This window comes from Sphingobacterium sp. UBA5789 (genome assembly GCF_002418355.1).
GTDB lineage: Bacteria > Bacteroidota > Bacteroidia > Sphingobacteriales > Sphingobacteriaceae > Sphingobacterium.
The window spans coordinates 446131-459557 of record NZ_DIDX01000001.1 but is presented as its reverse complement, the minus strand read 5'-3'; the positions used below and the strand labels follow the sequence as shown (position 1 = coordinate 459557).

The window sequence follows — 13427 nt, the reverse complement described above, 5'->3', positions numbered from 1 at the left end:
AATCAAAGGCTATACTTTTCCAATCGTCTGTATAATGCCGAACGCGTAAGCCCCAGTTCTCTGGCAGCCTTGCTGATATTACCATTATACTTTTCAATTACTTTCTTGATTGTATTTCTTTCCAATGCTTCCAGATTCTGCTCGCTGCTGCCGGATACAACTGGCTGAGCCGAATTCTCTAACGGGGAGAACAGCAGGTCTTTCCCTTCCACCTTATCCGTCTCAGACATAATAACTGCACGCTCTATACTGTACTGCAGTTCTCTGACATTGCCCGGAAAGTGATAACTGTTCAACTTGTATACAGATTCATCCGAAAAGTCTTCTATAGACTTATTATATTTTTTGGCATAAATCGTCAGAAAATGTCTGGCCAGCAGCATAATATCCTCTTCTCTGTCACGCAGCGGAGGGACCTGTACCTCTACTGTATTGATCCTGTAAATCAGATCTTTCCTGAAGCGGCTTTCGTTGGCCAGCTCACGGATAGGAATATTTGTAGCACACAGCAACCGGATGTCCACATCAGCAGCATGATTACTTCCCAAAGGTGTAACCTGACGATTCTGAAGTACCGTCAATAATTTCGCTTGCTGCTGTAGGGTGATATTCCCAATCTCATCCAGAAATAATGTCCCTTCGTGAGCCAGCTCTATCCGCCCTTTCCGATCCTCACGTGCATCCGTAAATGCACCCTTTTTATGTCCGAATAATTCACTCTCAAACAGTGTATCTGTCAATGCACCCACATCTACCTTTATAAAATTCTTCTGATAACGGAGTGACTTATTATGAATCTCCCGCGCTATGACATCCTTACCTGTACCATTTTCTCCCAGAATCAGGATATTAGCATCCGTGGGTCCTATTTTGCTTATTTTATAATACAGATCCTGCATGATCTCAGACTCACCGATCAGCTGAGTCGAAGCATACGCATCCAATATTCCCTTTGCATCTGTCTTTTTTAGTTTATTTGCAGAAAGAGCTTCATCCAGACTTTTCAGTAATGTTTCATTTTGCCAGGGTTTGACAATAAAATCGGAAGCCCCATTTTTAAGAGATTTGACAGCAAGGTCTACAGCGCCGTAAGCAGTGATCATGACAACAGGTAATAGCGGATATTCTGCCCGTATCCGGGACAACCAGTATAAACCTTCATTACCGGTATTGATCGTACTTTTAAAGTTCATATCCAACAATACAGCATCCACATTTTTTTTAGCCAATATGGATAGTATTTTTTCCGGATTATGTTCTACAATCACTTCACCTACCCGAGGTTTGAGCAACAAGCGCACTGCCGTGAGCAGATCCTGATCGTCATCTACAACCAATATGGTCGACTTTTTCATATTTCAAAATAAGACTAAAAAGTAAAAGAAAAAAAACAATCCCGTAGTTTTCGCTGAACATTATCTTAAAATCCAAGTTTACCCTGGTAATAATCTAATGTATATTGCTGCAATATAGCCTGATATTGCAATACGGTAAGCTGTGATAAAGATTGTTCATATTTATTTTTTGCAATAATATAGGTCACTGAATTTATATCCCCCTCATCAAACCTGACCTGTGCAATTCTGAAAGATTCTTTATAATCCGTAACCTGGCTTTTCAATAATGCAATATTTTCAAAAGACTGTTTGTAATCAAAAACTGCTTTGCTGGTATTTTCACGAAGTTCCAGACGTTTCTGATCGTTTTCCACTTGCTGACTCCGCTGATCCAACCGAGCCAGTTTCACCTGATTACGAACTTTAAATCCGTTGAATATTGGAATATTAAGACCAAATGAAACATATTTACCCAGATTGTTGTCGATCTGACGAAGATAAGAATCATTTGAAGTTCCGGAATATTGACTGTTCAGTCCCGCCCCAAAAGTAAGTCGTGGAAAATAACCCGATTTGGCATATTTTACAGCATATTCTGCAGCCTCTGTTTTGAACTGTAGAGACTGAAAGTCGGGCAGCTTATCCTGTGCCTCCAGATACAACTGTTCTGCATCCACAGTCCATACAGCAACATCATTTGCCTGCTCTTCCAAAGGGGCCAGCTCTCCCAAATCTTTCTCCGTGACATTCATAAGTAGAGAAAGAGCGAGGCGTCTGTCAAAAAGTGTTTTCTTTAATCCGTTAATAGATGAAGATTCCGCTGCATACTGACCCTTGATATCAAAATAATCTCCCGGTGCTATAGCGCCCTGCCTGTGCAGCGTTTCTGAACGTTGCAATTGTGCCCGGGTTGTTTCTATATTGACTTCCGCCTGTTGCAGAATATCTTTTGCCGTCAGCACCTGTATATATGCTAATATGACATCTAGTTTTAATGCTATTAAAGCCCCTTCCCGATCCTTTTGATCAGCTGCCCATATTTTAGACTGTTGTCGTATATCATACAACATCCCCAAACCATCAAACAGAACCATGGAAGTTGAAACTTCCTGATTACCGGAAGTAAAACGTTTGCTGATAAACTGATTAGTGGACGGATCTATACTTTTTCCCTCATTGATACTGTGTCCCAGACGGGCATTCAATGTAGGAAGGCGCTCCTGCCAGGATCTGGTATAGCTGACAGAAGAACGTTGCTCTTTGATTTCACTCTGCTGAACAGCCAGATTATGCTGGAGAGCCTGAGAAATACAGGATTTGAGATCCCGAAGCTGACCAGAAGCAGCAAAATCTGATCCTAACAATAAAAATAATACCGAAACAATATATCTGTAATGCATAAACATGCCGTATAAGTAATGAGAATATTTAATATAATTCTCTTATACACAGCATATGCCAAAACAATAAAACATTAATAATCAATAATTTAATACCAAATCGAAATATTACAGTGTTCGTCATCGAACAAAAAGTGTCCGCTAGCGGACAGTCGTACAGCAATTTTAAAAATTCATCAAAATACCAGACTTAAAATTTCTCCCGGAAGTCCGTCAAAATCTTTAAACTCTTCTGAAACAAATCCATTATTGACCAAAATTTTTCTGGATGGAATATTCTGAGGATCAATAATAGCTGTAACCTTCCTGATTTGAGGTTCTCGTCTTGCTATGCTTAACATTTCAGTAGCCAGCTGGTTTCCAAAACCTTTTCCCCAATGAGAAGGAAGTAAAATATAACCCAGTTCCGCCTCTGAGCTATCCTGCGCTATGACTTCCATTTTGGCTAAACCCACAAACTCCTCAGTTGCAGCTGTCTTAACTTTGAAATAGCCAAAAGAAGAGTGTAAGTCGTTTATGACTAAAATTTTTTCATAATCTGCCTTTGCCTCTGAAATAGGAATAGCCCGTTCTGTAATCATAGCCATCACTTTTTCATCACGGACTAATGTATAGTACAATTGAAAATCATCCCGTTCAAATTTTTCATAAATCAACTCTATTTTCGGAAATTTTATCATATCGTTTATTTTGATTTACTTTTTAGCTTTTCGAAAGTTTCACTGATGAGTGTTATACGTTTCCTGACTTTTTCAGCAGCAGCATCCAGTGTATATCCTTCATCCATTAATTCTTTGATCAACATGATCTTTTTGATATTCTTATAGTCATACCTTCTGTTTTTTCCTTCCTCTTCTGTCAGACTTACGATGAGGTTCTTATCTTCCCAATACCGGATTTGTCTGGTTGGAATTCCGGTAATCTGAGATACTTCTCCAATACCCACGATCAGCTTATCTAAAAATTCAACGTCATAAACTGCATTTTTGTTTTTAACAGATTTACCCATTTTGTAGATTATTTTCAATTATTGTTATAAATATAATAATTTAAGAAGTTTATTTACACAAAATAAATCGTTTGATTTTACCTGAAGAATAGCACCTTATCTCCTGAAAACAGCAGAGAGAATCAGACATGTGCGCTGGCGGACAGAAACTGATCGATATCGAACACCTAAAGAAACTTTAAATATATTCAAATCGCTGAAATATAGAAAGTTATAATATTGGCATGTGGTTTACTAAAGAATATACGGGATCTCCGAGTATAAGATGATCTTATTATAATTGATAATATACTATATGGATAAAGTGATACAAAAGAAAACATGGACAAGCAAAAAACTACTTATGCTTGCAGGTATTTTCTTACTAATTTTTTTAATCGGGTTCAGTGTATATCTTATCCGCGGCAAAAGCAATCTGAATGTAAAAGCCGAACGGCTGAGTATACAGGTGATAAAAGAGGATACGTTTCAGGAGTTTATTCCTTTGAACGGTACAGTATTACCTATTAACAGTATATTTCTTGATGCATCTGTGGGCGGACGTGTCGAAGAAAAATATGTGGAGGATGGAGCATTTCTGAAAAAAGGGGATCCTATTATGCGGTTATCAAATACAGATCAGGAACTCAGTCTGGTCAATCAGGAAACATCTGTTCTCAACCTGCTCACACAATCTCAGATAGCTCAGACCAATGCACAGCAAGTATCAATCAACAACAGAAATCAACTGGCCGATGTGGAAAACGGACTTAAAGAAGCGCAGAGAATATATCAGCTGAACAAAAAATTGTTTGAGGAAAAAGCGATCGGATCTCAGGAATATCAGAAAACAGTCAATGATTATCTTTATCAGAAGGAAAGAATGGAATTAACACGTAAAATATTACAGCAGGATTCACTATCGACCAATCAAAAGGTAAAGCAAGACAGACAGATGTATGAACGTACACAGCGCGCCCTGGAGCTGATGCGAAAGAAAGTAGATGATCTGGTCGTGAGAGCACCTGTAGACGGACAACTGACTTCCTTTGATTCTGAAATCGGGCAAAGCAAGAATTCAGGAGAACGATTGGGACAGATAGATGTGCTTACCGGATTTAAAGTAAGGGCTGATGTTGATGAACATTACATTTCCAGAATATATAATGATCTGCAGGGAAGTATAAATATCAGCAACAAAGTCTATACGTTAAGAGTCAGAAAGGTATACTCTCAGGTCAACAACGGGCGCTTTCAGGTAGACATGGAGTTTGTCGGAGAAATTCCACAGGGAATACGCAGAGGGCAAACATTACAGATCAAGCTTTCCCTGAGTGATGAGACGAAAGCCCTGTTATTGTCCCGTGGCGGATTTTATCAACAAACGGGAGGTAACTGGATCTTTAAGCTGTCCGAAGACGGGAACACGGCCTACCGTACAGATATACAACTGGGAAGGCAAAATCCGGAATATTATGAAGTTCTCAAAGGATTAAAACCCGGAGATAAAGTGATTACCTCGAGTTATGAAAACTACGACAAGGTTCAGGAATTAAAAATTCAAAAGTAATTTAACACTCTAATATCTAAATAATGATTAAAATACATCAATTAAAGAAGTTTTACCGCACAGATGAGATCGAGACATTAGCCCTTAATAATGTCAGCATTCAGGTATCCGAAGGTGAATTTGTAGCTGTAATGGGTCCATCCGGTTGCGGCAAATCGACCCTGTTAAATGTACTGGGACTGATAGATGATTTTGAGGAAGGCAGCTATCTTTTCAACGAAACGGAAGTTGCAAAATTCAACGAGAGCAAGCGATCTAACCTGCGCAAACATGCTATTGGTTTTGTATTTCAAAGTTTTAATCTGATTGACGAGCTGACAGTATATGAAAATGTTGAGCTGCCATTGATATACACCAATGTCCCTGCCGCTGAAAGAAAAAAACGGGTGGAGGAAGTATTGGAAAAAGTACAGATAGCACACCGCAGAAATCATTTTCCGCAGCAACTATCAGGAGGTCAGCAGCAACGTGTGGCTGTGGCAAGAGCTGTGATCAACAATCCCAAACTTATTCTGGCCGATGAGCCGACAGGAAATTTGGACTCAAACAATGGTAATGAAGTTATGCAGCTATTGACAGAACTGAATGAAAGTGGTACTACCATTATAATGGTGACGCATAGTGAACATGATGCCAAATTTGCACATCGTGTGATCCGAATGCTGGACGGAGAAGTAATAATGGAAACGCAATTCTAAAGATCATGTTGTACACTTATTTCAAACTCGCCTGGCGAAATCTGCTCAAAAATAAAACGACTTCATTCGTTAGTATCATCAGTCTTGCTCTGGGAATATGCTGCTTCTTTTTGCTGGGAACGTATATCATCAACGAGCTGCGCTTTGATACTTTTCATAAAAACGCTGATCGCATAGTATATATGTCCTTTAGCTATAAAGCACCCTCTGAACAGAATTTTACAGAGACCGCATGGACGCCCAATGCTGCTGTCCCGGCATTTGCAGAGCAATTTCCGGAGATTGAAAAAGGTGTACGGCTCTTTCAACGGGGAAGTGAAGAACATAAAATACCTGTTCAGTACAACGGCAAAGTATTCAATGAAGATGGACTGACCTTTGCAGATGAATCTTTCTTTGATGTCTTCAGCTTTGATTTCATAAAAGGAAATCCTGCTGTAGCTCTCAGGGAGCCAAATTCTATTGTTATTACTGAATCTACAGCAAAACGCTATTTCGGAGAACAAGAAGCTCTGGGGGAAAGTCTGACGATGAATAATACACCATGGAAAGTAACCGGTATTATCAAAGATATTCCTTCCTATTCACAGATACAGTTTAATATTATTGGCCCGTACCATTCCTTACCGAGATTTAAGAATGTGTCATGGGGAGCTGCAAATGATATTTCCTACTTGCTGCTCAAGGCTCCGGATGATATTGCGGCAGTACAGTCCAAGATTGACAACTATCTGAAAGAACAGTTTGCAGAAGAAATTGCAGCAGGTTATCAGGTGAAGTTCCCTTTACAAAAATTGCTCGATGTAAGGCTGCATTCCACGGTGATGGGAGGCCCTAAACAGATCTATATTTATCTCTTGTCTGTAGTTGCTTTTTCTTTACTCCTGATTGCCTGTATCAATTTTGGAAATCTTATTATGACCAAATCCAGTGAGCGGGCTCATGAGATCGGAGTGCGAAAAGTAATCGGTGCATCCAGAAAACACATTTTTACACAATTCGTGACGGAATCCTTTTTCACTTCGTTTATTGCATTATTAGTGGGTACTATCGGGACTATTCTGCTCATTCCTGTTTTCAACAATTATACGGGTATACAGCTTAGTCTGGAGTCCTGGAAAGGTGGTTGGTTTATGCTGATTATTATTATTCTGTTTCTCGTTATTTCCTTTATTTCGGGAGGAGCACCAGCATGGATATTGTCTTCAGTCAAACCCACAGACAGTCTGAAAGGAAAGATATCGAACAGTAAAAAAGGAGCTTTATTAAGTAAGATTCTGATTATATTTCAGTTCAGTTTATCCTTACTGTTTATTATTTCGACACTTATTGTCAACGGACAGATGCGTTATCTGCAATCCAAAGACACGGGAATAGCTCGCTCAAAAGTAATTGTACTGGATGCATCTGAGCTATCGGTAACTAATTTGATATCCTTCAAGAATACGATTACTAACAATTCGAATATACAAGGAGTAACTGCATCATATGATTCTCCGGTAAACATTAATGGTGGTTACACCCTTGAAGCCGATGTCAACTCTTCAAAAAAGAGTATTAATATCACTGGTATTCCTGTTGAAAAAGATTTCTTATCGGTGTTTGATATAAAGCTGATGTCGGGAGAAAGTTTTAACGATGGTGATGTTACTCGTTCCGGCACGACAGATATAGAACCGGAATATGCCTTTATTATTAATAAAACAGCGTTAGATCAGTTAGGTCTGAAAGCTGAAGAGGCCATAGGCAAACCCGTAAATCTTAATGGAAGAAAAGGCAAAATAAAAGCCGTTTCAAATGACTTTAATTTCGCTTCTCTTCATCAGAAAATAGGCTCGATTGTACTATTTGTTGAATACAGTTGGTTTGGCAAATTAATGGTCAAATTGAAGGATACAGCACATACACAGGAAACCCTGGGATTTCTGGAAGATACCTGGAAAAAGTTCAGTAAAGACAAACCCTTTGAATATCACTATCTCGAAGAAGAATACAACGATCTTTATCGTACTGAAGCACGTACACTAAAAATCCTGACCTTGTTTTCTGTTGCTACTATTTTAGTTTCTGGTCTTGGTTTATTTGCGCTGTCATCATTAGTTATACAGAGAAGAGTCAAAGAGATCGGAATCCGTAAAATACTTGGTGCGTCTATGCTTTCAATTGTAAAATTAGTATCCTCCGAATTTTTAAAACTTGTACTGCTCTCTCTTATAATAGTCACTCCGTTTTCATGGTGGATTATGCAAAAATGGTTGCAGGGATTTGCGTACAGAACAGAGATCAAATGGGAGGTATTTCTATTTGCCGCTGTAATCGGAATTCTCGTAACAGCACTCACGGTCAGTTTTCAGGCTATCAGAATAGCAAATTCCAATCCGATCAATAGTCTGAGAGACGAATAGTACACTAAGTCATACGTCATTTATAAAAATTATGTTTCTAAATTATATTAAAACTTCTCTTCGGTTTCTCACCAGATATAAGGCTTATACCTTTATTAATGTATTTGGTCTTGCCATCGGTATTGCAGGTTTTTTATTAATAGGCCTTTGGATACATCATCAGATAAGCTATAATCACTTCCACACCCATAAAGACAGGATCTATATCGCTCAGCATATGAGAGATGTCAATGGAGAAATAAAGAGAGGCTCAGCCACTTCCGAACCTCTTGGTCCGGCCTTGCAATCAGACTATCCTGAAGTTCAATCCAGCAGCCGCATTGATAACGGTTACAGCGTTACTTTTAAAATAGGAGAAAGCCTCCTGAATCAACCTGTCACTTTTGTCGATTCTTCCTTTTTCGATATATTCAGTTTTGAAATTATCAGTGGAAGCAAAACTCCGTTTGACAAACCTGATCAGATAGCAATCACCCAAAAGACTGCGACCAAATTATTTGGAGATGAAAATCCTCTGGGACGCACCGTTTTAATGCAAAATAAATACCCTCTTACTGTAACAGCAGTTGTTAAGAACCCTCCCTCAAACAGTTCTTTCTATTTTGAAGTTCTAGCAGACTGGAACCTCAGAACAAGTCTGGGATATAATGATCAATCGACACGACCATGGACCAATAGTTATGTAAGCACGTATGTACTTCTCAAAGAGGGAACAGATCTAAATAAATTCAATGTCAAAATCCGAAATATAAGCAAAGAGCATGATCAGGCTTCCTCACTGGAGGTGATCCTTTATCCATTTATGAAAAGTTACCTCTATAACTCATTCAAAAACGGAAAGAACGACGGAGGAAGAATAGACAGCCTCTACATCATGGGGTTTATAGCTTTAACGACACTTGTCCTTGCCTGTATCAATTTTATGAACCTGAGTACAGCACGAAGCGAGAGAAGAAGAAAAGAAATCGCTATACGAAAAACTATGGGAGCTACCCGCAGGATGCTTATAGGACAATTTCTGATCGAATCTATCCTGATTGTTTTCTTCTCAACGATCATAGCCATTATATTGACTATTATACTTCTTCCTCATTATGAAAAAATTGTTGAAGAGCAATTTGTTATTCCATATACGGACCCATTGCCCTGGATACTATTAGTTATTTTTATTATAGTCACCGGTATACTGGCGGGTAGTTACCCTGCATTCTACCTTTCGTCATTGCAGACACAACGTGCTTTAAAGGGTTCCGCCTCTTCTTCCGGATTTACACCCAGAAGCGTTCTGGTCACTATCCAGTTTACCTGCTCAGTTGTATTGATCTGTTCCACACTTTTTATCATCAAACAAGTTGAATTTGCAGGACAGCGCCCTTTAAATTTTGAGAAAGATCCATTGCTGACTATATACCTTAATGAATCGGAACTGGAAAAAGCCGGACTTATCAGCAATGCCATCCTTCAGTCAGGCGCGGCGACCTCTATTACTAGGACCGGCTCTCCGATGTCAAGGACCTGGAGCAGCTCCACTGCTATCAGCTGGCCGGAACGTCCTGAGAATGACAAAACATCTATTTACAGATTTGGAGTGGATAAAGATTTCGCGAAAACTACAGGTACTACTATCATACAGGGGAGAGATATTGATATTAGCAAGTATCCTGCGGACTCCACCTCTGCCGTATTAAATGAATCTGCAGTAAAAACAATGAATCTGAAAGAGCCCTTAGGTGCTGTCATTGACGATAATTTCAAAAAGTGGACTGTGGTAGGAGTGGTGAAAGATTTTGTTATTAATTCTCCTTATCAACCGGTAGAGCCGATTGTTATTTTTGGTCCTGCTTCTTATTTAGGTATTCTCACTGTCAGGATGAATGAAAACAATTCTACCGACAGTAATATCAAATCGATAGAAAAAATATTTAAGAACTTTTCTCCTGAATATCCGCTTCAATATGAACTTGTATCCGAGCAGTACGATTCTAAATTCCGGACGGAGGAAAACTTGAGCAAGATCTTGTCATTCTTTACTCTTTTATCTCTTATTATTTCATTCCTCGGACTTATTGGACTAACTGCTTTTGAAATTGAAAGAAGGAAAAAAGAAATCGGAATACGTAAAATTCTGGGGGCCTCTAACCGCGCTATTACCGGGATTCTTTCTAAAGAATTTTTGCTGATAGCGGGTATTTCTATAGTAATCTCCTATCCTGTTACAACCTACCTCATGCAGCGCTTTCTTGACAAATTTGCATACAGAATTCCCTTATCCTGGATGGTATTTGCTATTGTAGCTATTGGGATTTTAACCATCACAGCAACGGTTGTCTCCCTGCAAACCAGACAGCTGTTACATCAAAAACTTGTAAATCATCTCAGAGACGAATAATTAATCCTATTTAACACTACAATTATGAACTGGTTATCTATTAAATTAGCATTTCGTCAACTCTGGAGACAGAAGCTGTTTACTATACTCAATGTCTTAGGCTTGGCCATCGGTATTGCCGGATGTTTTTCCATAGCCCGTATTATAGATTATGAGCTCAAATTTGATGGCAACCATCAGGATCGCGATCAAATCTACCAGATTATGTCTCACTCCCGGTTTGAGGGAGTCAGCAATAATTTCGGAGGAGTTCCCCTTCCGTTATCCTCCTATCTTGCAGATCAGCGTTCTGAAATTGAGCTGGCTGTGCCTGTATATCTGCGATATTTCTACAATGTAAATACAGAGAAAAATAATGAGGATTTCAAAACCCCTACATTGCTTATCTCCACTAACGGGTCCTATTTTGATCTGGTTGATTATAAATGGCTGGCTGGAAACAAAGAGAATGCACTGAATGCTCCAAATGAGGTGGTACTCACCGCTTCCAGAGCAGCTTACTATTTTAAAAATACTGATCCGAAACAGGTTTTAGGAAAGGTTCTCGTCTATAATGACAGTCTGTTGTATACCGTATCAGGTGTAGTTCAGGATCTGGATTATCCGTCCAGTTTTGAGGGGAAGGAATTTTTTCAGATTCCGGAAAAAGAACTCACAAACACAGATTGGACTGCCAGAAACTCTAACCATCAACTGTTTGTAAAAGTAAATTCAGAAAATAAAAAACAAAGATTACTTCAGGCTATCAACAAAAAGCTGGATGATGAAACAAAAGAATTAAAAAATAAATATAAATATGAGGGGTGGTTTGAACTGCTGCCTTTAAAGGATAAGCATTTCACTCCTTCGGCCAATAACGGCGCACATTCCATAAATAAATCCGTTCTGTATGTCTTGCTGACTATTGCTATTTTTCTGATTATACTGGCCTGCATCAATTATGTTAATCTTACAACAGCCCAATTACCCAAACGTGCAAAACAAATAGGTATTCAGAAATCTTTAGGAGCTAGTAGTTATAAAATTATGCAGATTTTCTTTACCGAAACTTTTGTGACAATAGTCTGTGCAATTGTTATAGCGATCCCGTTTTCTCTCTTTTTTAATCACAGCTTTAAAGACATTATTCCTACAGATATAGCGGATTTTCTAAGTGCTGGAGAAATTACCGGCTTTATAATCGTCTTTACAGTTGTGCTGACCCTGATCAACGGCTTATATCCGGCATGGCTGAGCACGAGGGTCAATACAGCCAAAATTCTTAAATCTTCATTAGGTGAAGGCAGAAAAAAAATCTGGCTGAGAAAGGTTCTGATTATTTTTCAGTTTACAATATCTCAGTTATTTGTTATTTGTACCATCATCATCGGACAACAATTACATTATGCTCTTAATGCCAATTTAGGTTTTGATCATGAAGCAGTGATCATTCAGGAAATTCCTCACAGACTCTCCGAAAAGGACATTACTAATCCACGGACATATGTACAGGCGCTAAAGAAACATCCTGAATTTGCTTCCGTAGCATTGGGTCACACCCCGTTCAGTACTTCTATGTGGGGCAATTCCTACTACCGCATGGTAGATACGACTAAAGTAAGGACACAGATCAACTTAAAGTTTATCGATGAGTCTTATCTGGATCTTTATAAACTCAAAATACTTGCGGGTTCAAATTTTATTGACCGCAGTGATAGTTCAAGGCACATTATTATTAATGAAAAAGCAGTTCAGAGTTATGGTTTTGATTCGCCTCAGGAAGCAATAGGACAATTGCTGAAAGATGGAGCAGATCAGGACATACGCATAATAGGAGTAGTTCATGATTTTAATCAGTTTGATTTTAGAAGCACAGTGGGACCTATCGCGTTTTATTATGGGAAGCCGGATAATTTATTAAGCATCAGCATCAAGCTTTCCAGTACCGATAAAGCAGAATGGGAATCTGCTATTAAAGTCATGGAAAAAGAATGGAAGAACAGCTATCCGGATCAGACATTTCAATACAAATTCTATGATCAGCAAATAGAAGAAATGTATGAAGAAGACAGAAGAACAGCTAAACTCATTAATATCTCCGCTACAATTACACTTTTCATCAGTTGTCTGGGATTATTCGGCCTCATCACACTGACTTCTTATCAGAGGACAAAAGAAATCGGTATACGTAAGATTCTTGGCGCAAAGAACAAACAGCTCTTTATTTTACTGACAAAAGATTTTATCTGGCTGGTGCTTATCGCATCCGTAATTGCCACTCCTATTGCGCTTTACTTTATGAAAAAATGGTTGGAAGATTTTTCATTTCGAATTTCGATAAGCCCATGGGTATTTATACTGGCAAGTATTGCAGGTATTCTTATTGCATACATTACAACCAGTATACAGGCCATAAGAGCTATAAGACGCAATCCTGCAAATAGTCTCAGGGATGAGTAAAGATCTGTTATATGTTTAGTTTAGTTAAGGCCCGTACTCCATTGGATTCGGGTCTTTTTTTGTCGGGAATATAGTAGAAAATAAGGTAAAAATTATCAAAAAACCAACAAAACAAGATATTATTAGCAAATAATAAAATAAACACCCTGAAAGCAGTTTATTTTTATCAAATATGTAATTTAAATCATTTTCAATACTATT

9 protein-coding genes are annotated in these 13427 nt (G+C 38.6%); 5 read left to right on the top strand and 4 right to left on the bottom strand.

Going from position 1 to position 13427, the window contains the following annotated elements:
• Positions 1-2: 2 nt before the first annotated feature.
• The 4 genes from B4B65_RS01955 to B4B65_RS01940 all read right to left on the bottom strand — a co-directional run bounded on the left by B4B65_RS01955 (position 3) and on the right by B4B65_RS01940 (position 3746).
• Complete coding sequence (locus B4B65_RS01955; protein ID WP_293912895.1) at positions 3-1355, bottom strand: sigma-54-dependent transcriptional regulator; 1353 nt, start codon at positions 1353-1355, stop codon at positions 3-5.
• Between the two features lie 65 nt (positions 1356-1420).
• A complete protein-coding gene (locus B4B65_RS01950) occupies positions 1421-2737 on the bottom strand; it encodes a TolC family protein (RefSeq protein WP_293912893.1) in 1317 nt (438 codons plus the stop codon).
• A 176-nt stretch (positions 2738-2913) separates the two neighbouring features.
• The gene (locus B4B65_RS01945) at positions 2914-3417 is read right to left on the bottom strand and encodes a GNAT family N-acetyltransferase (RefSeq protein WP_293912891.1); all 504 of its coding nucleotides are present in this window, start codon (positions 3415-3417) and stop codon (positions 2914-2916) included.
• A gap of 5 nt (positions 3418-3422) precedes the next feature.
• A complete protein-coding gene (locus B4B65_RS01940) occupies positions 3423-3746 on the bottom strand; it encodes a MerR family transcriptional regulator (RefSeq protein WP_293912889.1) in 324 nt (107 codons plus the stop codon).
• Positions 3747-4041: 295 nt separating this feature from the next.
• On the opposite strand from B4B65_RS01940, the gene B4B65_RS01935 reads away from it, so the two are divergent.
• The 5 genes from B4B65_RS01935 to B4B65_RS01915 are packed head-to-tail and all read left to right on the top strand — an operon-like array spanning position 4042 to position 13226.
• On the top strand, positions 4042-5295 hold the full coding sequence (locus B4B65_RS01935) for an efflux RND transporter periplasmic adaptor subunit (protein WP_293912887.1): 1254 nt from the start codon (positions 4042-4044) through the stop codon (positions 5293-5295).
• Positions 5296-5318: 23 nt separating this feature from the next.
• On the top strand, positions 5319-5993 hold the full coding sequence (locus B4B65_RS01930) for an ABC transporter ATP-binding protein (RefSeq protein ID WP_201681294.1): 675 nt from the start codon (positions 5319-5321) through the stop codon (positions 5991-5993).
• A 5-nt stretch (positions 5994-5998) separates the two neighbouring features.
• Positions 5999-8398 (top strand): ABC transporter permease, encoded by a 2400-nt coding sequence (locus B4B65_RS01925; protein WP_293912885.1) that lies wholly within the window; start codon positions 5999-6001, stop codon positions 8396-8398.
• Positions 8399-8429: 31 nt separating this feature from the next.
• A complete protein-coding gene (locus B4B65_RS01920) occupies positions 8430-10787 on the top strand; it encodes an ABC transporter permease (protein ID WP_293912883.1) in 2358 nt (785 codons plus the stop codon).
• Between the two features lie 24 nt (positions 10788-10811).
• Complete coding sequence (locus tag B4B65_RS01915; protein ID WP_293912881.1) at positions 10812-13226, top strand: ABC transporter permease; 2415 nt, start codon at positions 10812-10814, stop codon at positions 13224-13226.
• Positions 13227-13427 lie beyond the last annotated feature (201 nt).